This window comes from Herbaspirillum sp. 1173 (assembly GCF_031455335.1).
Classification (GTDB): Bacteria; Pseudomonadota; Gammaproteobacteria; order Burkholderiales; family Burkholderiaceae_D; genus Herbaspirillum; species Herbaspirillum huttiense.
Genome location: NZ_JAVDSP010000003.1, coordinates 230,665 through 253,671, shown reverse-complemented (window position 1 = coordinate 253,671; position 23,007 = coordinate 230,665). Strand labels below are relative to the sequence as shown.

The following is a 23,007-nucleotide window of genomic DNA, read 5'->3' as shown; positions in this document are numbered from 1 at the left end:
GAAAGGCATGCTGCACGTATCGATGATCGGATGCGGTGCCATTGGCGCAGGCGTCATGGAAATCCTCAAAAGCGATCCCGAGGTGGCGTTCGACATGGTGGTGGTGCCCGAGGCCCACATGGAGCGTGCCCGCAGCACCGTCTCCACGCTGGCACCCGCGGCGCAGGTAGTGTCGCGTCTGGGCGAGGAGCGTCCCGACCTGCTGATCGAATGCGCCGGCCACCAGGCCATCAGCGAACACATCATTCCGGCTCTCGAGCGCGGCATTGCCTGCATGGTGGTGTCCATCGGTGCCTTGTCTGAACCCGGTCTGGTCGACAAGCTGGAAGCCGCCGCCCGTGCCGGGCGCACGCAGGTGCAACTGCTGTCCGGCGCGATCGGTGCCATCGATGCGCTGGCCGCCGCCAAGATCGGCGGTCTGGATGCGGTGATCTACACCGGACGCAAGCCCCCTCAAGCCTGGAAAGACACGCCAGCAGAGTCGGCCTTCAATCTGGACACGTTGCAGGAAGCCACGATGATCTTTGAAGGCAGCGCCCGCGAAGCCGCTCGCCTCTATCCCAAGAATGCCAATGTCGCGGCCACGCTGTCGCTGGCCGGGCTGGGGCTGGACCAGACACAGGTGCGGCTGTATGCCGATCCCGGCGTGAGCGAGAACATTCACCACGTGGATGCCAGCGGTGCCTTCGGCGGTTTCGAGCTGACCATGCGCGGCAAGCCGTTGGCCGCCAATCCCAAGACATCGGCGTTGACCGTCTACAGCGTGGTGCGTGCCCTGGGCAATCGCGCCCATGCGCTGTCGATCTGAACCGGGCCAGGAGAAGTTGACCATGTTGAATCTGAATGACATCCAGCCCATCTGCATTGCCGGCCAGTGGCGTCCGGGAGCCGGTGATCGCTATGCCACGCTCTATCCCGCCACCGGCGAAGCGGTGGCCAGCCTGCACGCGGCCAGCGTGGCCGATGTGGAGGAAGCCATCCTTGGTGCCGACCGTGCGTTTCGCACCAGTGGCTGGGCGCAGAAGAAACCGCACGAACGCGCTGCCGTGCTGTTTCGCGTGGCGCAGCTGATCCGCGAGAACGGCGAAGCGCTGGCGCAATTGCAGCGCCTGGATAATGGCAAGCCCATCAGCGAGACACGCAACCTGGTCGCCAGCGCTGCTGCCACCTTCCAGTTCTTTGCTGCTGCCTGCGAGACCCTGGAAGAATCGCTGACCCCCATGCGTGGCGACAACCTGACCATGAGCGTGCATGAGCCCATGGGCGTGGTGGCCGCCATTACGCCATGGAATTCGCCCATCGCCAGCGAAGCGCAGAAGATGGCGCCGGCGCTGGCGGCTGGCAATGCGGTAGTGGTCAAGCCGGCGGAAGTCACGCCGCTGGCCGCGCTGGCGCTGGCACGTTTGTGCATCGAGGCCGGCGTACCCGCAGGCCTCATCAGCGTACTGCCGGGCAAGGGCTCGGTCATCGGGGATGCCATCACGCTGCATCCGCTGGTCAAGCGGGTTTCCTTCACTGGCGGCACCAGCACCGGCAAGCATATCGCCCACATCGCCGCCGACAAGATGATGCCGGTGTCGCTGGAGCTCGGTGGCAAGTCGCCGACCATGGTGTTCGAGGATGCCGACATTGATCATGCTGTCGCCGGCGTGCTCTACGGGATCTTCAGCAGTTCCGGCGAATCCTGCATTGCCGGTTCGCGCCTGTTCGTGGCGCGGTCCTTGCATGAACCGTTCATGGAGCGACTGGCGGCGGGTGCCGCTGCGCTGCGCGTGGGCGATCCGGCGGACGAACGCACCCAGATGGGGCCGCTGATCACCGCCCGTCATCGTGAGGGCATCGAGCGTTACGTCGACATGGGCGTCACCGATGGCGGCCGCATCCGCACCGGTGGCGTGCGTCCCAAGGGCCCCGCCTTCGATCGCGGCTACTTCTATACGCCGACCATCATCGAGGGACTGCGCAATGATCAGAGGATCTGTCAGGAAGAGATTTTCGGGCCGGTGCTGGTGGCCATGCCTTTCGACGATGAGGAGCATCTGATCCGGCAGGCCAACGATAGCGTCTACGCCCTGGCCGCCGGCATCTGGACCCGCGACTACAAGCGTGCCTGGCGCGTGGGCCGTGCGGTGCAGGCCGGCAATGTCTGGATCAACACCTACAAGCAGTTCTCGATCTCGACCCCTTTCGGGGGCTGGCGCGACAGCGGCCTGGGCCGCGAGAAGGGACGGCTGGGCATCCTCCAATACATGGAGCAGAAAGCCATGTACTGGGGCCTGAACGAACAGCCGCTGCCCTGGGCCGGCTGAACACGCAATGGAGAATCACATGGACGTTTTGGGTATCGACGAAATCATCTACGGCGCAGACGACCTGCCGACCTGCCGCCGTTTCTTCCTCGACTGGGGCATGGTGCTGGAACAGGAGAGCGCAGCCGAGCTGGTCTTCGTATCGCAGAACGGCTGTCGCGTCATCGTGCGTGACAGCGCCGATCCCGGCCTGCCGCCGGCCATCGAGGCCGGTCCGACCCTGCGCGAAGTGGTCTGGGGCGTGTCCTCGGCGGCGGTGCTGGACAAGTTCGCCAGTCGCATCGGCGGTCTGCCCGGTTTCCTCAACGACGGCCGGCGCGTGGGCTGTACCGATCCCAACGGGCTGGCGGTGCGTTTCCAGGTCTCGGTCAAGCGCGAGGTGGAGCTGCAATGCGCCCGTATGAACACCTGGAACGAGAAGAACCGCATCAACCAGCGCAGCCCCATCTACGAGCGCGCTGCGCCCATCGAAGTAGGACACGTGGTGTTCTTCGTCAAGGATGTGAAGGCCTGTGAAAAATTCTATTGCGAGCATTTCGGCTTCGTTCCCTCCGACCGTTATCCGGAACGCGGTGCCTTCCTGCGCTGCGCCGACGTCGGCGGCCATCACGACATCTTCCTGCTGCAACCGCCGGAGGCGCGCGCGGGCCTGAACCACGTGGCCTTCACGGTGCGCGACATCCATGAGGTCTTCGGTGGCGGGATGCACATGTCACGCCAGGGCTGGGACACGCAACTGGGGCCGGGCCGCCATCCGATCTCCTCGGCTTATTTCTGGTACTTCAAGAATCCGGCCGGTGGCCTCATCGAGTATTACGCCGACGAAGACCAGCTCGATGCGCACTGGGAACCACGCGACTTCGAACCCGGACCGACGGTGTTTGCCGAATGGGCCATCGATGGCGGTATCGACGGCAATACGCGGCGCCAGAAGAATGCCCAGGGACCGAGCGGCAAATTCCTCACCGACCGTGCGGCAGCGGACAAGTAAATCATTGACCAAAGGAGATCAACATGTCCTTCAAGATCGGAGTCCTCGGTGCCGGCATCGGCGGCCTCACGGCAGCCATTGCCCTGCAGCGCGCCGGACATGAGGTGGTGGTGTATGAGCAGTCACGCCAGTTCCTGCGCGTGGGTGCAGACATCAACCTGACGCCCAATGCGGTCCGCGCACTGGACGGGTTGGGCATTGGCGAGGCCGTGCGCCGGACCGCGGCACGTCCCACGCATCGCATCAGCCGCACCTGGAATAGCGGCGAGGAAACGTCGCGCTTGACCATGGGCGACACCGCCGAACAGAAATATGGCGCGCCGCAGCTGACCATCCATCGCGCCGATCTGCTGGCAGCGCTGGCCGGGGTGTTCCCGCTGGAGCAGGTGCGCTTTGCCAAGCGTGCTGAAGCAATCCGCGCGGAGGGCGATGGCATTGACCTGCACTTCACCGATGGCAGCACCGATCGCGTCGATGTGCTCATCGGCGGCGACGGTATCCATTCCGCCGTGCGCACAGCCATGTTCGGCGCGGAGAGCCCGCGCTTCACGGGTGTGGTGGCTTTCCGTGCCGTCGTGCCTGCAGCGAAAGTGGCCGGTGTCCCCAACCTGCAGGCCTTCACCAAATGGTGGGGACCGAACCCGGAAAGCCAGATCGTGACCTTCCCGTTGAATCGCGGCGAGGACATCTTCATCTTTGCCACGACCGCCCAGGAGAGCTGGCATCTGGAATCGTGGACCACACCGGGCAACGTGCAGGAACTGCGCGACAGCTATGCGGGCTTCCATCCCGACGCCATGGCGCTGCTGGACGCCTGCGACGAAGTGCTCAAGACCGCGCTTTATGAACGCGATCCGCTGCCGGCCTGGGCCAGGGGCAACATGGCCTTGCTGGGAGATGCCTGTCATCCCATGATGCCCTTCATGGCGCAGGGGGCCGGCATGGCCATCGAAGATGCCGTGGTGCTGGCACGCTGCCTGGCCACCGTGTCCGCCCTCGAAGACGTGGCCGCTGCTCTGCACCGATACGAGCAGTTGCGCATGGAGCGTGCCTCGACCATCCAGATCGGATCGCGCGGCAACAACTGGCTGCGCGCAGGCGGCAATGCCGACTGGGTCTATGGCTACGATGCCTGGCAGGTACCGCTGCAGCCGCAAGTTGCAGCCGTTGCTGCATGAGACAGGGCGTGCCAGTGAAACCGGAAGACCCCGCCGACACCATGCTGCTGACCATCGTCCTGAAGCATGACCAGTCCATGAATCTCGACCGGATTCAGGCCCACATGAAGACGATGGACTGGTGGGAGCGATTTCCTGTTGCCGGAACGCGCGTGGTGTCCTGGACCGTGGCCATGGGCCTGGGCCAGATCGTCACGCTGGCGCTGCCGCCAGCGCTGCTGCCGCAAGTCAATGTCGAGCTTGAACGCTCGGCCTGGGGCGTGTTCCGTACCGAGTGCTACCCCACTTACGATTTTGTTCCCGTGCGCGAGCGCATTCGCGAGCGCGTCAGAAATGGAGGCCAATGATGGTTGCAACTGTTACCGATGTCTATCTCAATCCGCACCAGGCGCGCCGCCGCCCGCCGACCCAGTTCGAAGATCTGCTGGGCGATTCCATCGAGCGCGCCTACGCCGCCGGAATCCACGAATTGAGCGCGCTGGTGGCGCATCTCAATCGTACCGGTCCGAGCTGTCCGTACAACGCCGGTGTCTGGACCGAAGCCAATTATCAGGAAGAGATCGCCCGCCTGGCCGCCTGATGGCGACCGCCAGCCCTTACAGGAGAGTACCCAAATGAGAACTGCTGCCCATGATCCCGTCGATGCCGTCCTGGCTGTCGGCCTGAAAGACCTGTGGTATCCCGTCTGCCCATCCGAGTTCGTGGCTGAGAAGCCGGTTTCGCTGCGCCGCCTGGGCAAGAAATTCGTGTTCTGGCGTGAGCCCTCGGGCAAGCTGCATGCGCTGGAAGATCACTGTCCGCATCGCGGTGCACCGTTGTCCATGGGCATCCCCATGGGAGACCGCATCGCCTGTGGCTATCACGGCGTGCAGGTGCGTTTCGACGGCGTGGTCACCAGCGTGCCCGGCAGCCCCGGTTGCAAGCTGGAGGGTGCCAAGGCTACCCGCCGCTTCCACGTGACTGAAGCGGCCGGTGCCATCTTCCTCTACAACAGCCTGGAGGATGTCGACACGCCACCGCCGCTGCGCCTGCCCGAGGAACTGACCAGCCCCGAGTATTCCAATTTCCTGTGCTACACCGAGTGGAAGGGCGACTATCGCTACGTGCTGGACAACGTGATGGACCCGATGCACGGCACTTTCCTGCACAAGCAGTCGCACTCCATGGCCGAGGGCGACAATACCGCCAGCTTCGGCATCCGCGAGACCGACATCGGCTTCGTCTTCGAAAAGGAAGGCCAGCGTGACGTCAATTTCGACTGGACTGAATGGGGCGATACCGGCCTGCACTGGATGCGCCTGGCCATTCCCTATCCCAAGACCGGCGGTCCCGGTGGCAGCTTCGTCATCATCGGCAGCTACACGCCCGTCGTCGACAACATCGCTGCCGTCTTCCACTGGCGCTGCCGCAAGCTCTCGGGCTGGCAGCGTGATACCTGGCGCTTCCTCTATCGCAACCGCCTGGAAGCGCGCCACTGGAACGTGCTGGAGCAGGACCGGGTGGTGCTGGAACTGATGGAGCCGGATGCCAACCAGCGCGAGATGCTGTACCAGCACGATATGGGCATCGTGCGTCTGCGCCGTCATCTGCGCGGACTGGCCAAGGCCCAGCTGGCGCGCGAGGAGGAACTGGCGGCGGCCAGGGCACCGGTACGCGCGGCATGAGCGACGCCGCCCGTGGGCCCGCCATGCGTCATGTGAAGTGCGCCAGCGTGCCGGAGCCGGACGCTGCGACCTGGTCAAATTGCCTGGTGATCGGCGAGGACATCGTCTTGTCTGGCATGACGGCGCATCCGGCCACGCGGCAGCAGACGCTGGATACCTATCGGCAGACGCTGGTGGTGCTCCGCAAGATCGCCGACCTGGTGAGCGCTGCCGGAGGAACACCGGACAGCATCACCAAGCTGGTGATCTACCTGACCGATATCGCGCACAAGGATGAGGTGGGACGGGCGCGCCGTGACTTCTTCGGCGAACAGGGACCGTATCCCTGCTCCACGCTGGTGGAAGTCAGCGCTCTGGTGTTTCCGGAGCTGACGGTGGAAATCGATGCGTATGCCCGGCTGGGTGTGGATCTGCGGCAGGCTGTGCGCGTGACCGTATGAGCGTGTTTGAACGAATCTGAATTGATGGTGGTGCATTCATGAGCAGTCCTCTTCTTTCCGTCCGTGTGCAGGCCATGCGCTTCGAGGCGCAAGGCGTTGTCAGCGTCGAACTGTGCCTGCCCGACGGCGGCGAGTTGCCGGCTTTCGAGGCCGGTGCGCACATCGACCTGCATCTGGCCAACGGTCTGGTGCGCAGCTATTCGCTGTCGAATTCACCGGCCGAGCGTCATCGCTATGTGGTTGGCGTGCTGCACGACCGTGCCAGTCGCGGCGGATCGCGCTATGTCCACGAACAATTGCGGGTCGGGTCGACGCTTTCCATCTCGGCTCCGCGCAACAATTTTCCGCTGGAGGAAGCGGCACCCCTGTCGGTGCTGATCGCCGGCGGTATCGGCATCACGCCGATCTCCTGCATGTATCACCACCTGCGGGCCCAGGGCAAGGAAGCGGTACTGCACTACTGCGCCCGTTCCCGCAAGGAAGCCGCGTTTACCGCCCAGCTGCTGGGTCAGCCGGGCGTGAGCAGCCATTTTGATGACGAGGCCGGTACCGCGCCTGATCTGCGTGCCGTATTGGGGGCCTATCCGAAGGAGTCGCATTTCTATTGCTGCGGACCGACTCCCATGCTCAACGCCTTTGAAAGTCTGTGCGAAGAACTGGGTCTGCCCAACGTGCACATCGAGCGCTTCGCCGCCGAGAAAGTGGCACCTGTCCAACACGGCAGCTATGTCGCCGAACTGGTGCGCAGCAAATCCAGCCTCACGGTGCCGGCCGGCAAATCGTTGCTGGATACCCTGCTCGATGCTGGCATCGCGGTCGACCACAGCTGCCGCGAAGGGGTCTGCGGTGTCTGCGAGACGCGTGTGCTGGAAGGCGAACCGGAGCATCGCGACGGCGTCCTCAGCAAGGCCGAGCGCGCCGCCGGCAAGACCATGATGGTGTGCGTTTCCGGCTGCAAGGGGCAGCGCCTGGTGCTGGATCTTTAGCCACTGCGGCACAGAACCATGCCCGTGCTCCGGCACCGGGCATTTTTTTGAGCCTGGAAAATTTTTGGAACGGTGATCCATAGGTGAAACAAATATCACCGGACCCGGGCCACCCGGCAAGCCTGTGCTGACCGCTGACCATGCAGCGGCGGCCTTGCCGGCAGAAGTCACCTTTCCTGCGCACGGGGCACAGGGGAGCAGTGAGTGAATGCGGCCTGGCCGCGTGTTTGGACTTTATTCGTTGAAGGGGAGTTTGATGAAGAAGTTAATGATGGCCGCAGCGGCCTCCTGTCTGTCGGCAGGAGCCTTTGCGCAGAGCAGCGTGACCATCTACGGCAGTCTCGATGCTGGCGTAGCCTATATCAACAACCTCAATGGCGGCTCGGTATCGCGCCTGGATCAGGGCACGATGCAGCCGGACCGCATCGGCTTTCGCGGGACCGAGGACCTGGGAGGCAACCTGAAGGCCATCTTCCAGCTCGAAGCCGGCTTCTACACCGATAGTGGTGCTACCCCCAATTCGTCCAAGCTGTTCAACCGTTACAGCACCATCGGCCTGTCAGGTGACTTCGGTGCAGTCACCCTGGGCCACATGCCCGACGTCGTGTTCGACTACGTGGGCAAGTTGTCCAACGGCTTCCAGTTGACCAACTGGTATCTGTTCCATCCGGGTAACCTGGACAGCCTGGCCAACACCTACCAGTTCGACAATGCCGTGCGCTATACCTCTCCAACCCTGGGTGGTTTTCAGGGCAGCCTGATGTACGGCTTCGGTGAAGTGGCAGGGGACAGCAGCAATGGCCGCAACGTCAGTGCGGGCGGTACCTACACCAATGGTCCGTTCCGTGCGGCGCTGGCCTATTCGAAGCTGAACAATCGTGCTGCAGGATTTGCCGGTACCTTCCTCACCAGCGTGGGTCTGGGCAATGCGGGGACGGTCTTCAACAGTCTGACTACGACGGCCGGCGGCCTGGGCTACACCATTGGCAACGTGCGTCTGAATACGGCCTACACGCAAGTCAAGCTGGCCCTGCCCAGCGGTGCCACGCCCAAGCAGAAGAACCTGGATCTGGGTGCGGCGTGGCGCTACGCAACGCTCGATACCATCAACTTCGGCTACGGTCTCTCCAAGCTGGAGGGCGCACGCTGGAACACCTTCAGTCTGTCTCATGTGCATGAATTCTCCAAGCGCACCCAATGGTACGTGCAAGCGGCTTACCAGCGTGCCGGTGGCGATGCACGCTTTGCCGTCATGAACGGTACCGGCGTCTCCGGTGGGCAGGGCCAACTGGTCACCACCATCGGTATGCACCACTCGTTCTGATGTTCGGAACAGGCTCTCATGCCGAGGGCCGCTTTACCTTCTGTGAATAGTCTGGTCTTGCGTGCGCCCCTCCTGGAGCGGATGGGCGCTTCGTAGTGCCTTGGGCGGAGAAGCAGTTTTCTCCGCCATTTTTTTATCCATACCGGATTGATTGCCGGACGGCACCGCTGCCGCGTCCGCCGGCATTCTTGCGTCGCGGAGAGTCTTCATGCTTGCACACCTCAAACTGGGTACACGTCTTTCGCTGGGCTTCGGCCTGGTGCTGGCGCTGCTGACCGGCATTACGGTCCTGGCCATCGCCAGTCTGTTCACATTGCACCAGGATACGCGCCGCATCGTCGAGGACCGATACCCGCAGGTCCTGCTGGCCAATGACGTGCTCTTGCGCATCAGTGAAAACGCCAGCGCCATGCGCAACCTGCTACTGCTGGACGACCATCAGAAGCTGACCGAGGAGATTGCCCGCATCGCCAAGGGCGAAGCGGCCATCACGGCCACTCTGGACCAGTTGCAGGCGCGCCTGTCCAGCGAGCAAGGCCGCAAATCATTTGCCGACATCCTCGCCTTGCGTAGCAAGTATTACGAGGGACAGCAGCGCTTCCTGCAACTGGCTTCCACCGGTGCCACCATGGATGCCACCGAATTTCTGCTGACCACCCTGCGCCAAGGATCAGGAGAACACCATCGCGCGGCTGAAGGGCTACATCGCCGTTGGTACGCGAATGATGGAGCGCAGCGGTGAAGAAGCCGCCGCGCAGTATCACCAGAAGACACGCATCATGCTGGCCATCGCCCTGCTGGCAGTGGCATCCGGCGGTGCGTGCGCGTGGTGGATCACGCGTTCCATCACCCGCCCGGTGCGGCATGCGGTCGGGGTGGCGCAGCAGGTGGCCCATGGCAACCTCGACAGTCGTATCGAACCGGGGGGGCGGGACGAGCTCGGCCAGTTGCTGGAGGCGTTGCGCCAGATGAATGGCAGTCTCACCGGCATCGTGGGCGAGGTACGAAGGGGGGCCGAGACCATTGCCACTGCATCCTCCGAGATCGCCGGCGGCAATCTCGATCTCTCTTCGCGTACCGAGCAGCAGGCAGGGTCGCTGGAGCAGACCGCCGCCGCGATGGAAGAACTCACCTCCACCGTGCGCCAGACCGCGGACAACGCCAAGGCGGCCAACCAGCTCGCAGCCGAAGCCGCGACAGTGGCTGCGCGCAGCGGTGCGGTGGTGCAGGAGGTGGTGGCAACCATGGCGGGTATCAGCCAAGCCTCGAGCCGCATTGTCGACATCATCGGCGTGATCGATGGCATCGCCTTCCAGACCAACATCCTTGCCTTGAACGCAGCGGTGGAAGCGGCACGCGCCGGTGAACAAGGCCGGGGGTTTGCGGTGGTCGCCTCGGAGGTGCGTTCGTTGGCCCAGCGTTCCGCCGGCGCCGCCAGGGAAATCAAGGCGCTCATCGATGATTCGGTGGCGCAGGTGGATGCCGGTGGACGTCTGGTGGAGCAGGCCGGTTCGACGATGGAAAACGTGGTGATCAGCGTGCAGCGCGTTTCGCACATCGTCGGGGAGATCAGTGACGCTACCCAAGAACAGCGTACCGGCATCGAACAGGTCAATCAGGCCATCGTGCACATGGATGAGACGACGCAGCAGAATGCCGCACTCGTGGAACAGGCGGCTGCGGCTGCGCAGTCCTTGCAGCAGCAGTCGCAGCGGCTGCGCGAACTGGTGGGCGTGTTCCGGCTGCCGCTGCTGCCACCGGAAGAGGCCGCTCAGGCAGTGGAGCTTGCGGATGCCGTTGCCGGTTTGCCCCGATACAGCACCAGCGTCGCGATCAGCCCGCAGACCGCCGCAAAGCTCATCCAGTAACCAGGGGCGGCCTTGTCGCCGGTCGAATCGATCAGCCAGGTCGAGACCAGCGGCGTGAAGCCGCCGAAGATCGCGGTAGCCAGGCTGTAGGCCAGCGAGAAGCCGACCGTGCGCACGTGCGCCGGCATCACTTCAGTCAGCGCCACCACTGCCGCGCCGTTGTAGCTGGCATAGAGGAAGGACAGCCACAGCTCGGTGATCAGCAGGTTCTTGAAACTGATGTCGGCGACCAGCCAGGACATCATCGGATACGCCGTCAGCAAGGTCAGCAGCGTGAAGGCCACCAGCACCGGACGACGGCCCACGCGATCCGACAGTGCGCCCATGACGGGCAGCCAGCAGAAGTTGGACAAGCCCACGCAGAAGGTCACGATGAGACTGTCGGAGGCCGACAGCTTGAGCACGGTCTTGCCGAAGGTCGGCGTGTAGACCGTGATCAGATAGAACGACACGGTCGTCATCACCACCATCATCATGCCGGCCACCACGATCTTCCAGTTCTGGGCGATCGAGGCCATGATTTCCGCAAAACCCGGATGGTGCTTGCGGGCCATGAATTCTTCCGTTTCCTGCAGCGAGCGGCGGATGATGAAGATGGCCGGCACGATCATGCAGCCGATGAAGAAGGGGATGCGCCAGCCCCATTCGCTGATCTGCACCGGCGACAGCCACTGGCTGACCAGATAGCCGATCAAGGCGGACGCCATGATGGCCGCCTGCTGGCTGGCCGACTGCCAGCTCACGTAAAAGCCCTTGTTGCCGGGCGTGGCCATCTCGGCCAGATAGACCGACACGCCGCCCAGCTCCACCCCCGCCGAGAAGCCCTGCAGCAATCGTCCCGTCAGCACCAGGATCGGTGCCGCGATGCCGATGGTGGCATAGCCGGGCACGAAGGCGATCAGCAAGGTGCCGATGGCCATGATGGCCAGCGTGACGATCAAGCCCTGGCGACGGCCGACACGATCGATGTAGCTGCCCAGGATGATGGCGCCCAGCGGGCGCATCAGGAAGCCCGCACCGAAGGTGCCGAAGGTCAGGATCAGCGAGACGAATTCGTTGTCCGACGGGAAGAAGGTCCTGGAGATGTAGCTGGCATAGAAGCCATACAGGAAGAAGTCGAACATCTCCAGGAAGTTGCCGCTGGTCACCCGCAGGACGGTGGACAGCTTGGAGTGCTTGGCGGTGCTGCTTGTTTTGGTTGTTGTGTTCATGTCGGTCTCTCTCTTTCTCTCTTTGAGGCAGTACTTGGACGCCTTCCTTCACATTCTTCAGCGAGGCGCGGGGTCCAGACCGGATGCCTTGATGGCGTCGATGGCTTCGGGCGAGGCCAGGAAGTCCAGCAGTTCCCTGGCGGCCTTGGGCTGGTGGGTGCCGACCACGACGCCACCGGAGAAGGGGGTGATCTGCTGGGCGCTCTCGGGGATCGGTCCGATGATGTCGATACCCTTGACCGGCTTCAGCTCGGAGATTTGCTGCAGGCCCACTTCGGCATCGCCGCGGGCGATCACTTCACCGACCGGTTCGGCCGGAATCATGCGGCCCTTGTAGGCCATCTGCTGGTCGATGCCCAGGCGCTTGAAGAGCTTGGTGGAGAGGAACACGCCGCTGGCGCTGTCGGAGTAGACCACCGAATGGGCGGTCAGCAGGGTGCGCTTGAAGGCGTCGATGCTGGAGATGTCAGGCTTGGGGGCACCGGCCTTGACGGCCAGGCCGATGCGCGAGAGGGCCAGCAGCTTGTGCTCGGACTTGGAAACCTTGCCTTCGGCCACCAGCTTGTCCAGCGAGTCGCCGACCATGATGACCACGTCGATCTGTTCGCCGCGTTGCAGGCGATTGGGAATGGCTTGCGGGGTTTCTCCCATGGATGGGCCCCAGCCGGAGATGAGTTTGTGGCCGGTCTTCTTTTCGAAGGCGGGGGCCAGTGCCTTGTAGGCGGCGGCAAAGCCACCCGAGCTGACCACGTGCAGGTCGGCGGCAGAGGCCAGCGAAGTGACGGCACCCAGTGCCAGGGCCAGGACACTGCGCTGGAAGATGGAGGTGCGCACACAGCGTGCGGTGGAGTTGGAACGGATCATGCGGATCTCCTGATGACGATGTATTTCGTCGTGGTGAGGGATGAAACCCGGCAGTTTGCGTAGAATCCGTTGAAAAGTTAATTGCAATTATTCTGGGGATTGATAAAAAATGCGCATCAATATCGAGACCGCCGAATTGCAGGCCTTTCTCGCCGTCGCGCGCCAGTCAAGCTTTCGGGCGGCGGCTGAGGGACTGTTCATCACGGCACCGGCACTGAGTCGCCGCATCGAGAACCTGGAGCAGGCCTTGCAGGAAAGACTGTTCGATCGCACCACGCGGCGCGTCTCGCTCACCCCTGCCGGTGAATTGTTTCTGGTGCATGCCCAGGCCGTGATGGATGAACTGGAGCTGGCCGTCAGGAGCGTGGAGCAGGGCATGGCGCATCGGCGCGAACACGTGACGGTGGCCTGCGTGCCCTCGGTGGCCAACAATTTGCTGCCGCTGGTATTGAAACCGTACGCGCGCACGCATCCCAATGTGCGGGTGCGCATCATCGACGAAAATGCGGCGGAGGTGCTGGAGAGCGTGCGCAAGGGCGAGGCCGATTTCGGCGTGAACTTCATCGGCGCGCAGGAAGCCGAGATCGATTTCCAGGAATTGACGCGCGAACGTTATCTGGCGGTGATGCCGACCCATCATCCGCTGGCTGCGCAGAGCAGCTTGCACTGGAAGTCGCTGGCGGGGGAGAAGCTGGTGTCGGTCTCCTCCAGCAGCGGCAATCGCAGCCTGATCGACAATGCCTTCTCGCGGGTACCGCAGCGGCCGGTGATCCAGTATGAGACCAATCACGTGGCCGGGGCCATCAGCCTTGTCGCCGCCGGGCTCGGGGTGGCCTTGCTGCCGGAGCTGGCCATTCGCAATGCGCCCTACAAGGGCATTGTGGCGCGGCCGGTGACCAGTCCGGTCTTGAGCCGGGCGATGGGCTTGATTACCTTGAAGGGACGAGTCCTGAAACCGGCGGCCGCGACGCTGGCGCAAGCCTTGCGCGAGGCGATGGCGAGCAAGCCGCGTAAATGATTTTCTGGTACACAGGGCTGCCTAAATTTTGTGCGGTTTATTGGGAGGGCAGGCGGGGACGGCACTTGCGTGGGGTGAAAATGGCTTATCCACAAGTTTATGCACATAAAACGGGGATAAGTTTCCAGCGTTGGCGCGGTTTCTGGCGGGGTTGCGCAAATTGTTTGCAAAACCGTTGGCCATAAAAAAGGCCCTCGCAAGCGAGGGCCTTTTTGTTTGTATTCTTTGCAATCCGGACCTGCGGTTGATGCTGTTGTCCGTGACTCGCTGCCTGTCGAAAAACGGGGTGGCGGCATGCGCTGGAGGGCGCGGTTGCGGCGGTCTTTTTTCGAAGAGGGGGCGATTATATAGCTGTGGGCGGAAAAATGATACAGCTTTCTGCAGAAAATTATTTTCGCTCCCGAGAGGGCGGGCCTTCCCGGCCAAATGGATAGCCGGACTGGTACAGGATCCATCCTTGGCCCTGCTGGCAGGCGATCTCGCGATACATGAAGAATGAAGTCCTTGACGAACGGCGCAGGTCAACGGAAATCATCCATGGACAGACAGCGGTAGCGACGGCGAGCCAGTCTTCGGAGAAATCATTCTCGAGTTGCGCACCAAAAAACTTTTACGTTTTCTGGGGCCACGAAGAAAGCTGATGCCAGGTCCCTGGACGGACTTGAACAACAAAAAGCCCGCAGTGTCATCGGACACTGCGGGCTTTCAAACATCTCGGTACTGCATCAAACAATTCTGTGGTGCCGGGAGCCGGAATCGAACCGGCACGCCTTGCGGCGCGGGATTTTGAGTCCCGTGCGTCTACCTATTCCGCCATCCCGGCGACGCGAGCCAGCGATTATTACCGATTTCGCTCCGCCGGGCAAGCCCTGAAGGTCACGCCGCATCGCCGATGTGAAAATTATTTACCGCACACCGCCTCAATGGCCCGTTCCCCCGTCGAACCAGGTATCGGATCCTGCAGCTTCACGTCCGAATATGCCAGCTGCGGTGCCAGCAGCAACTGGCCCTTGCCATCGGCCTGCGCATACATCTTGCGGCTGCCAAAGCCGAGCTGGCGCGCCGTGCAGTCAAAGTAGGCGGTCGAGATCTCCGACAGGTAATACGTCTTGCTGCCCTGGCCCATCAGCAGCTGCGGACGGTTCCAGTTCAGCAGGATCTGCGCCTGCCGCACGCTGCGCGTGTTGACGATGCTGCCCTTGTCGATGAAGAAGCTGCCGATGTTGTTCTCCCCCAGCGGCATCCACTCGGCATGCGCCGGCAGGCAGGCCGCAGCCAGTGCCGTCGCCAGCAGAAGGGACAGGCGTGGAGCGGAGAGGAAAGAAGAAAAGCGTGGATCCATGTGGGGCAGGGCGTCGCGTCAGGTCAGCATCATGGCCAGCATGGCGACATCGTCCTCCAGCAACAGCACCAGCGTGATGCTCCAGAAGAGCAGCTCCGCCAGCAAGCGGTGTCCTGTCATGCGCAGGCTTGCAGCCATGTCCAACTCATCGATCGCGAAAAATGAAAGTGCGGCCATCCTAACATGCCCTTTACGATTGAACATGGCCCCACCGCATGAAATGCCCCACGAAAAAATGGCCCGCACCAGGCGAGCCACTTGTTGCTGCAATGAAGACTGGTCAGCGATCAGATCGCTGCAGCAATCGCCTTGCCCACTTCGGTCGTATTGCTCTTGCCGCCCAGGTCCGGCGTGGTCGGTCCATTGACCAGCACCTCCTCGATGGCCGCCAGCATGGCGTCGTGCGCCTGGCGATACTTGCCTTCGCCATTGCCCAGGAAGTCCAGCATCATCGCACCGGACCAGATCGTGGCCACCGGGTTGGCGATGTTCTTGCCGAAGATGTCCGGGGCCGAACCGTGCACCGGCTCGAACAGCGACGGCAGCTCGCGCGTCGGATTGATGTTGGCCGAGGGCGCAATGCCGATGGTGCCTGCGCAGGCCGGGCCGAGGTCGGAGAGGATGTCGCCGAACAGGTTGGACGCCACCACCACATCGAAGCGGTCCGGGTTCAGCACGAAGTGCGCGGTCAGGATGTCGATGTGGTACTTGTCGCGGCGCACGTCCGGATACTTGGCGCCCATGGCTTCCACGCGCTCATCCCAGTAAGGCATGGTGATGGCGATGCCGTTGGACTTGGTGGCCGAGGTCAGGTGCTTCTTGGGGCGGCTCTGCGCCAGGTCGAAGGCGAACTTCAGGATGCGGTCGGTACCCTTGCGGCTGAACACAGATTCCTGGATCACGGTCTCGCGCTCGGTACCTTCAAACATGCGGCCGCCGATGGCAGAGTACTCGCCTTCGGTGTTCTCGCGCACCACGTAGAAATCGATGTCGCCCGGCTTGCGGTTGGCCAGCGGGCAGGGCACGCCAGGCATCAGGCGCACCGGACGCAGGTTGACGTAGAGGTCGAAATCGCGGCGGAATTTCAGCAGCGAACCCCACAGCGAGACGTGATCGGGCACCGTGGCCGGCCAGCCGACCGCGCCGAAGAAGATGGCTTCAAAACCCTTCAACTGATCGAACCAGTCATCCGGCATCATCTTGCCGTGCTGCGCGTAATAACCGCAGTGCGCCCAGTCAAAATGGCTGAACTCGATGTCGATGCCGAACTTCTTGCTGGCGGCCTCGACCGCGCGCAGGCCTTCGGGCATCACTTCCTGGCCGATGCCGTCACCGGCGATGACGGCGATCTTGTGGGTCTTGCTCATCGTTGCTGCTCCTCTGGAGAAAGGGGAAACCGGCATGCCGGGTCTGTAAAGTGCAGCCATCATAAATCGCTTCCCGCGCCAGATCATCCACGAACTGGTGATTTTATAAAACACGATTCGTGAACAGTGCAGAAAACGTCAGCCATGAAAAAAGGCAGTGCCGTCATGACAGCACTGCCTTTTTCGGGTGAGTCTGCTGCGAGGGCCGCGTCAGCCGCCCAGCGTCTCGCCCCAGAGGGTCACGCCCATGGTGTGCTCGGCGCCCGGTTCCAGTTCCACCAGATCGTCCATCACGTTGGCGGTCTCGATGCACAGCATGCGCTGCCAGGCATCATCGGCAAACTGCGACAGGCGGCGCGCCTTGCTCACCCACGGGTTCCAGACCACGGCCGAGGTCGAGCCGCTGGCCTCGATGTGGATGCGGCGGTTCCAGCCCTCGTCGCGGATGGCCAGGTGCGGCGGCAGGTCCAGGTAGATGCGGTCGGTCTCGCTGCTGACCACCAGCGGACGCTTCTGCTCGCGCTCGGCCCAGCCTTCCAGCGTTTCGATATAGCGCTGGCCTTCGAGGCCATCGACCGTCACGTTGTGGATGCTGCTGACCGCAAAGTAGCTGTGCAGCGCTTGCGTGAGGGCGATGTGCTGTTCGCTGCCATTGCGGGTGGTGAGTTTCAGGTGCAGGCGGTCATCCAGCAGGATTTCCAGGCGCAGTTCGATGCCCGGCGGCAGGTGGCGCAGGGCCGGCGATTCGGTCGTCGGCGGGATGGCCAGGACCAGGCGCACGGTATCGCCTTCGATGGCGTTTTCCATCAGCAGCCAGGGAATGCCGCGCACCAGGCCGTGCGCCGGCAGGCGGCCACCAGCGTGCAGCGCTTGTACTTGCGGCGGGTTGCGCATGAGGTCGCCGAACCACGGCCAGCACACCGGGATGCCGCCACGTACCGAATTGCCGGCTTCGAAGGCGGCTTCTTCGCTCATCCAGATCACCGGTTCCTGGCCGTGCACCTGGTAGCGCAGCACCTGCGCGCCTTGCTCGGCGATCAGCAGTTCGGCGCGCTCGGTCTGCACGCGCAGGCATTGCAGCTGATTGACTTCGATGCGCTGGATATGAGGGAGATCGGGCGGGACTTCCTGTTCGTCGATGAGGCTCATGCTGCTACTCCAAGAGAATTCGTTGCGATTGCGCAAGACTGCCACATTTCGGGCGCTTGCGGGAAATTGGCCGCTGGGGCAGGCGATGCGCTGCGTCTCGCCAGGTTGGGGGAGGTGGGCGGTCCGGGACTATAATCCACAGATCGTGGACTCCAATGCCTACATATCGTGAACAATTCTCCCCTGCTCGAAGACCTGCGCCTGTTCTGCGTGGTAGCCCGCCACAGCAACTTTGCGGAATCGGCACGTGAAGTGGGTGCCTCGCCGGCCTACATCAGCAAGCGCATCGCCCTGCTGGAACAGGCGCTGGGCGTGCGCCTGTTCCATCGCACCACGCGCAGCGTGGTCATGACCGAGGACGGCGGCAATGTCCACGAATGGGCGCGCAAGATCCTCGACGATGTCGAGCAGATGATGGAAACGGTCAGCAGCGCCAAGCGCGTGCCGCGCGGGTTGTTGAAGATCAGTACCAGTTTCGGCCTGGGGCGCAAGGTGGTGTCGCCGCTGCTGTCGCGCTTTGCCAGCGAACATCCGGAACTGAAGATACAGCTGGAGCTGGTGGACCGGCAGATCGATCTGGTCAACGAGGGCATCGACCTCGATATCCGGGTGGGCGCGGGGCATGAGCCGCACCTGTTCTCCAAGCGCATCCTGCCCAGCCAGCGCGTGCTGTGCGCCAGCCCGGCGTATCTGAAGAAGCATGGCGCGCCCGCCGACCTGGCTGCGCTGCGCCAGCACCAGTGCCTGGTGATCCGCGAGCGCAACCAGTCCTTCGGGATCTGGCGCATGATGGGCCCCAAGGGACAGGAGACGGTGAAGGTGTCCGGTGGACTGGCCTCCAACCACGGCGAGATCATCCACCAGTGGGCGGTGGATGGGCACGGCATCATCCTGCGTTCGATCTGGGATGTGGCCGACAGCCTCAAGCGCGGGCGCTTGGTGCGGGTGCTGCCGCAGTATTTCCAGGAGGCCGACCTGTGTGCGGTCTATCCGGTGCAGTTGAAGAATTCGGCCAAGGTGCGGGAATGCGTGCGCTTCCTGCAGAAGCATCTGGATGTCACGGCATCGTCGGCGACGGTGTAGCCGGGCGGATTCAACGTCCGTCGAATCGCTGCCGCACGATGCGCTCCAGCACCTGCGCCACCAGCGCCACCGAGGCATCTTCCGCGTGACGGCGATGCTGCAGCAAGCGCAGCGGCGGGGCCTCCAGCGGCAGCGGCGGGCGCAGACAGGTCAGTGCCACCGGATGCGCAGCGGTAGCGGCCGGCACGCAATGCATGGGCATGACCGCGATCAGGTCCGAGCCCTGCAACAGTGCCGGAGCCATCAGGAAATTCGGGATCACCATGCCCACGCGACGACGCAGGCCCTGCATGGCGACCTGCTCGTCGATCATGCGGTTGAGCGTGTCGTGGCAGGCGATCTGCAGGTGCGGATACGAGAGCCAGCGCGACAAGGTCAGCGCATGCGCTGCCGGATGATCGCGCCGCATCACGGCCACGCAGCGCTCCTGCAGCACTTCACGTCCGCGCAGCTGGCCGGTCGGCCTGGTTGCACCCAGGACCAGATCGGTCTGCCCGCGTTCCAGACGGGCGGCGGCATCGGCATCGCCCAGCCAGGTCTGGAATTCCAGATCCAGTGACGGCAGCTCGGCAGCCAGTTCCAGATACAGCGCATGCGCTACCACCTGCGCCGGATAGTCCGGCATGAGAATGCGCACGCGTTGCGCAGCTGCGGCTTGCAATGGGGCGTGCTGCGCCGGGCTGGCCGTCTGCGCCTGCGCATCGCCGGCCAGCAGCTGGCGCACCGACTCACGCAGCGCCTGTGCCGTGGCCGTCAGCCGCATCTGCGTGCCGCCATCTTCCAGCAGCGGATCACGCAGCAACTGACGGCATCGTTCCAGCGCACTGGCCGCAGCCGGCAGGGGCAGGCCCACACGCGCCGCGGCACGCGCCAGATGGACTTCATCGAGAACGGCATCGAGCAGGCGCAGCAGGCGCGCATCCATGCCCGCCAGTGCAGGCAAGGCAGGAGACAGGGCGGGGGAATGGCTTGCAGCGGAATTCATGGCGCAGGGAGGCGTGGCAGCGAAAAGAGAAGCGCCTGCTGCCAGGACGGCAGCAGGCCAGGGGCGCGAGTGTAGCCGCTTCGCCCCACGCCCACAAGCGGCGCTTGGTGCAGTGTGGCCTCGGGCCGGTACCGGTCAGCCGAAGGCTTCCTTGATGGTCTGGATCTTGCCCATGTCGTTTGCGTCATAGCCGGCCAGGTTGTTGACCACCTTGCGGAAGCTGTCCGATTGCAGGATATCGATCACCGAGCGGATCAGCGGATCCTGCAAGGACGCCGCCGGCAGCGCGAAGAAGTAGCGCTCGCGCACCAGCGGGATGAAGCCCAGGCCGAAACGATGCGCCGCCGTCTGCACGCCGAAGCCGACATCGGCCATGCCGCTGGCGATGAAGGCGGCCACCGCCGAGTGCGTGAACTCGGTGTTCTCGAAACCGTTGATCTTCTTGTGGGGGATGCCGGCACCATTGAGCATCAGTTCCAGCAGCATGCGCGTGCCCGATCCTGCTTCGCGGTTGACGAAACGCAGGTCGGTGCGGGTGAGGTCGGCCAGGCCGCGCAAGCCCTTGGGATTGTCCGGCTCGACGAACAGGCCCTGGTTGCGGATGGCCAGGTGGATCAGGCAATCGCTGCGCTTGTTGAGCCACTTGGCATAGGTGGCGATGGCCGGTTTCTCGAATTCTCCCAGCGGCACATGGAAGCCCGCCAGGTCGCATTCCTGGCGCGACAGCGCCGCCACCGCATCGGTGCTGTGGCGGTAGCGCACCTCCACCGGCAGGCGGCCTTCATTGATCTTGTTGAGCAGCGCCGCCACCGCAAAGCCGTGGCTGGCGTTCAGGCGCACCTTCTCGGATTTGCCTTCCACCGTCTTGCCCAGCTCCACTTCCAGTTCCGAGGCCAGGCTGTCGAGGGTAGGGGAGAGACGCGCCGTCACCAGGCGATCGGCCCACAACAGCTTGCTGGCGAAATCGGTCAATGTGGTGCCGCGGCCACGCCCGCTTTCAATGAGGGCGTTGCCGAACAGGCGCTCGGCCTCGCGCAGCAGGCCCCAGGCATGGCGATAGGAATAGCGCGTCAATTGCGCGGCACGCGCAATCGAGCCGCTCTGCTGGATCGCGGTGAGCAGGGTCAACAAGTTGGCCGTGTCCAGCGCCGCCTCGTTGTCGTAGGCGATTTCCCAGTGAGGTTTGATGTGGACTTTGAACATTTATGTGAAAGAAAGCATATTGAAACGGCCGTTTATCGGTGATAATTTCGCGTCACTCTGCATAAATGATAGAAAATATATGCGGTGTTGTACATAAATAAATAAACGAAAAGAGAAGGATATCGCCGCAAAGATGGGTCGGTGTCACGATCCGCCCCTACCGGCTTTGCGATGCAGTCCTTCCTTCGATTTGCCCACATCACACACTCATAAAATATTCGGAGGAATAATGGCTTTCGATTTCCTGAACAAGGAACACACGGTCGCCAAGCCTGGCTTCAATCGCTGGCTGGTACCGCCAGCAGCGCTCGCAATCCACCTGTGCATCGGCATGGCCTACGGTTTCTCCGTGTTCTGGCTGCCGCTGTCCAAGGCCCTGGGCGTGACCGCGCCCATCGCTTGCGGTGCCGATATCGGCTTCTTCGCGCAAGTCTTCTCGTCCACCTGTGACTGGAAGATTTCCATGCTGGGCTGGATGTACACGATGTTCTTCGTCCTGCTGGGCATCTCCGCTGCGCTGTGGGGCGGCTGGCTGGAACACGCCGGTCCCCGCAAGGCCGGTGTGGTGGCTGCCATCTGCTGGTGCGGCGGCCTGCTGATCTCGGCCCTGGGCGTGAAGACGCACCAGATCTGGCTGATGTGGCTGGGCTCGGGCGTCATCGGTGGCGTCGGTCTCGGCCTGGGCTACATCTCGCCGGTGTCGACCCTGATCAAGTGGTTCCCTGACCGTCGCGGCATGGCCACCGGTATGGCCATCATGGGCTTCGGCGGTGGTGCCCTGGTCGGCACCCCGCTGGCCGATGCGCTGATGAAGAAGTTTGCCTCCCCCACCTCCGTGGGCGTGTGGGAAACCTTCGTGGTCATGGCCGTGATCTATTTCGTCTTCATGATGGCCGGTGCATTCGGCTACCGCGTGCCGCCCACCGGCTGGAAGCCGGCTGGCTGGACTCCGCCGGTGGCCAAGTCCTCGGCGACCATGATCACCCAGAACCACGTGCACGTCTCCAAGGTCTGGGGCATTCCCCAGTTCTGGCTGGTGTGGCTGGTGCTCTGCCTGAACGTGTCGGCTGGTATCGGCGTCATCGGCATCGCTTCGCCGATGCTGCAGGAAGTCTTCGGCGGCAAGCTGCTGGGCGTGGACATCGGTTTCAATGACCTGTCGGTCGAGCAGAAGGCCGGTATCGCGGCACTGGCTGCCGGCTTCACCGGTCTGATCTCGCTGTTCAACATCGGTGGCCGTTTCGCATGGGCTTCGTGCTCGGACTTCTTCGGCCGCAAGATGACCTATGCCATCTTCTTCGTGCTGGGCTTCGTGCTGTACGTGAGCCTGCCGTGGTCGGCCAAGGCCGGCAACATCCCGCTGTTCGTCGGCGCAGTCTGCATCATCCTGTCGATGTATGGCGGCGGCTTCGCCACCGTCCCTGCTTACCTGGCCGACCTGTTCGGCACCCAGATGGTGGGCGCCATCCACGGCCGCCTGCTGACCGCGTGGGCGACCGCCGGCATCCTGGGCCCGGTGGTGGTGAACTACATGCGTGAGTACCAGCTGTCCCTGGGCATGCCCAAGAACGAGGTCTACAACACCACCATGTACATCCTGGCCGGCATGCTGGTGCTGGGCCTGATCTGCAACCTGCTGATCCGCCCGGTCGCTGCCAAGCACTTCATGACGCCGGAAGAACTGGCCCGTGAAAAGCAGCTGGCCCACGAAAAGTCGGCCGCCGACGCGGCCGTCACCGCCGGTTCGGGCGACATGTCGCAGATCGGCAGCGGCGGCAACCCGGTCGTCATCGGCCTGGCCTGGGCGGCCGTCGGCATTCCGCTGATCTGGGGTATCACCCTGGTGCTGCAGAAGTCGGCCGTGCTGTTCCGCTGATTGTGCAACACCTCAACGACGATGTAATTTTTGATTACGTAGTCGCGTGAATTTGTAGTCAAGTCATTGTTACACCCGCAGGCCGGCTCCACCCGGCCTGCACGCAGGACCGCAGCGGCGAAAGCCGCTGACACAAGCTGCCATGGCCC

General features: G+C 63.1%; 20 protein-coding genes, 1 tRNA gene and 1 pseudogene. 14 read left to right on the top strand and 8 right to left on the bottom strand.

Translation table 11 applies throughout. The features are described 5' to 3' along the window. The first annotated feature begins 7 nt into the window (after window positions 1-7). The 11 genes and pseudogenes from J2X56_RS13030 to J2X56_RS12980 all read left to right on the top strand — a co-directional run bounded on the left by J2X56_RS13030 (window position 8) and on the right by J2X56_RS12980 (window position 10,760). Window positions 8-808, top strand: a complete 801-nt coding sequence (locus tag J2X56_RS13030) for an aspartate dehydrogenase (protein ID WP_209582983.1) — start codon at window positions 8-10, stop codon at window positions 806-808. A gap of 22 nt (window positions 809-830) precedes the next feature. Next, window positions 831-2,309: an aldehyde dehydrogenase gene (locus J2X56_RS13025; protein WP_310160596.1), complete on the top strand. Its 1,479-nt coding sequence runs from the start codon at window positions 831-833 to the stop codon at window positions 2,307-2,309. A 19-nt stretch (window positions 2,310-2,328) separates the two neighbouring features. After that, on the top strand, window positions 2,329-3,300 hold the full coding sequence (locus J2X56_RS13020) for a VOC family protein (protein ID WP_121038470.1): 972 nt from the start codon (window positions 2,329-2,331) through the stop codon (window positions 3,298-3,300). Window positions 3,301-3,323: 23 nt separating this feature from the next. Continuing rightward, window positions 3,324-4,478 (top strand): FAD-dependent monooxygenase, encoded by a 1,155-nt coding sequence (locus J2X56_RS13015; RefSeq protein ID WP_121038473.1) that lies wholly within the window; start codon window positions 3,324-3,326, stop codon window positions 4,476-4,478. A gap of 41 nt (window positions 4,479-4,519) precedes the next feature. Next, window positions 4,520-4,825 carry a hypothetical protein gene (locus J2X56_RS13010; RefSeq protein WP_375163968.1) on the top strand — a complete coding sequence of 102 codons (306 nt, stop codon included), beginning with the start codon at window positions 4,520-4,522 and terminating at the stop codon, window positions 4,823-4,825. Continuing rightward, on the top strand, window positions 4,825-5,058 hold the full coding sequence (locus J2X56_RS13005; RefSeq protein ID WP_034338512.1) for a recombinase-like helix-turn-helix domain-containing protein: 234 nt from the start codon (window positions 4,825-4,827) through the stop codon (window positions 5,056-5,058). The genes J2X56_RS13010 and J2X56_RS13005 overlap by 1 nt, the downstream gene beginning before the upstream one ends. A 34-nt stretch (window positions 5,059-5,092) precedes the next feature. Next, complete coding sequence (locus J2X56_RS13000) at window positions 5,093-6,142, top strand: aromatic ring-hydroxylating dioxygenase subunit alpha (protein WP_034338505.1); 1,050 nt, start codon at window positions 5,093-5,095, stop codon at window positions 6,140-6,142. Further along, the gene (locus tag J2X56_RS12995; RefSeq protein ID WP_209568550.1) at window positions 6,139-6,582 is read left to right on the top strand and encodes a RidA family protein; all 444 of its coding nucleotides are present in this window, start codon (window positions 6,139-6,141) and stop codon (window positions 6,580-6,582) included. Before J2X56_RS13000 ends, J2X56_RS12995 begins: the two co-directional genes overlap by 4 nt. Window positions 6,583-6,620: 38 nt before the next feature. Next, the gene (locus J2X56_RS12990) at window positions 6,621-7,568 is read left to right on the top strand and encodes a PDR/VanB family oxidoreductase (protein WP_310160595.1); all 948 of its coding nucleotides are present in this window, start codon (window positions 6,621-6,623) and stop codon (window positions 7,566-7,568) included. Between the two features lie 268 nt (window positions 7,569-7,836). Further along, on the top strand, window positions 7,837-8,892 hold the full coding sequence (locus J2X56_RS12985; protein ID WP_310160664.1) for a porin: 1,056 nt from the start codon (window positions 7,837-7,839) through the stop codon (window positions 8,890-8,892). 208 nt (window positions 8,893-9,100) lie between these two features. Next, window positions 9,101-10,760: pseudogene (locus tag J2X56_RS12980) on the top strand (methyl-accepting chemotaxis protein). On the opposite strand, the gene J2X56_RS12975 reads toward J2X56_RS12980, so the two are convergent. Both J2X56_RS12975 and J2X56_RS12970 read right to left on the bottom strand, forming a co-directional pair. Next, complete coding sequence (locus J2X56_RS12975) at window positions 10,664-11,971, bottom strand: MFS transporter (protein ID WP_209568545.1); 1,308 nt, start codon at window positions 11,969-11,971, stop codon at window positions 10,664-10,666. The pseudogene J2X56_RS12980 and the gene J2X56_RS12975 sit on opposite strands and share 97 nt — an antisense overlap. A 57-nt stretch (window positions 11,972-12,028) precedes the next feature. Next, window positions 12,029-12,835 (bottom strand): substrate-binding domain-containing protein, encoded by an 807-nt coding sequence (locus J2X56_RS12970; protein ID WP_310160594.1) that lies wholly within the window; start codon window positions 12,833-12,835, stop codon window positions 12,029-12,031. A 109-nt stretch (window positions 12,836-12,944) separates the two neighbouring features. On the opposite strand from J2X56_RS12970, the gene J2X56_RS12965 reads away from it, so the two are divergent. Next, window positions 12,945-13,853 carry a LysR family transcriptional regulator gene (locus J2X56_RS12965; protein ID WP_310160593.1) on the top strand — a complete coding sequence of 303 codons (909 nt, stop codon included), beginning with the start codon at window positions 12,945-12,947 and terminating at the stop codon, window positions 13,851-13,853. 738 nt (window positions 13,854-14,591) lie between these two features. Here J2X56_RS12965 and J2X56_RS12960 read toward each other — a convergent pair. The 4 genes from J2X56_RS12960 to J2X56_RS12945 form a co-directional block, all read right to left on the bottom strand. Continuing rightward, a tRNA-Leu gene (locus J2X56_RS12960) sits at window positions 14,592-14,676 on the bottom strand. Between the two features lie 78 nt (window positions 14,677-14,754). Next, the gene (locus J2X56_RS12955; RefSeq protein ID WP_121038499.1) at window positions 14,755-15,195 is read right to left on the bottom strand and encodes a surface-adhesin E family protein; all 441 of its coding nucleotides are present in this window, start codon (window positions 15,193-15,195) and stop codon (window positions 14,755-14,757) included. A gap of 287 nt (window positions 15,196-15,482) precedes the next feature. Beyond that, a complete protein-coding gene (locus J2X56_RS12950; protein WP_310160592.1) occupies window positions 15,483-16,562 on the bottom strand; it encodes a tartrate dehydrogenase in 1,080 nt (359 codons plus the stop codon). A gap of 210 nt (window positions 16,563-16,772) precedes the next feature. After that, window positions 16,773-17,711 carry a D-hexose-6-phosphate mutarotase gene (locus J2X56_RS12945; RefSeq protein ID WP_134134807.1) on the bottom strand — a complete coding sequence of 313 codons (939 nt, stop codon included), beginning with the start codon at window positions 17,709-17,711 and terminating at the stop codon, window positions 16,773-16,775. A gap of 168 nt (window positions 17,712-17,879) precedes the next feature. On the opposite strand from J2X56_RS12945, the gene J2X56_RS12940 reads away from it, so the two are divergent. Beyond that, window positions 17,880-18,794, top strand: coding sequence for a LysR family transcriptional regulator (locus J2X56_RS12940; protein WP_034332993.1), 915 nt, complete (start codon window positions 17,880-17,882; stop codon window positions 18,792-18,794). 10 nt (window positions 18,795-18,804) lie between these two features. Here the strand turns inward: J2X56_RS12940 and J2X56_RS12935 are convergent, their stop codons facing one another. Then, the gene (locus J2X56_RS12935) at window positions 18,805-19,779 is read right to left on the bottom strand and encodes a LysR family transcriptional regulator (RefSeq protein ID WP_310160591.1); all 975 of its coding nucleotides are present in this window, start codon (window positions 19,777-19,779) and stop codon (window positions 18,805-18,807) included. 135 nt (window positions 19,780-19,914) lie between these two features. Beyond that, on the bottom strand, window positions 19,915-20,982 hold the full coding sequence (locus J2X56_RS12930) for a substrate-binding domain-containing protein (RefSeq protein WP_034332988.1): 1,068 nt from the start codon (window positions 20,980-20,982) through the stop codon (window positions 19,915-19,917). Between the two features lie 229 nt (window positions 20,983-21,211). Here J2X56_RS12930 and J2X56_RS12925 point away from each other — a divergent pair, with 229 nt between their 5' ends. Continuing rightward, complete coding sequence (locus tag J2X56_RS12925; protein WP_121038509.1) at window positions 21,212-22,858, top strand: OFA family MFS transporter; 1,647 nt, start codon at window positions 21,212-21,214, stop codon at window positions 22,856-22,858. The last annotated feature ends 149 nt before the right edge of the window (window positions 22,859-23,007 follow it).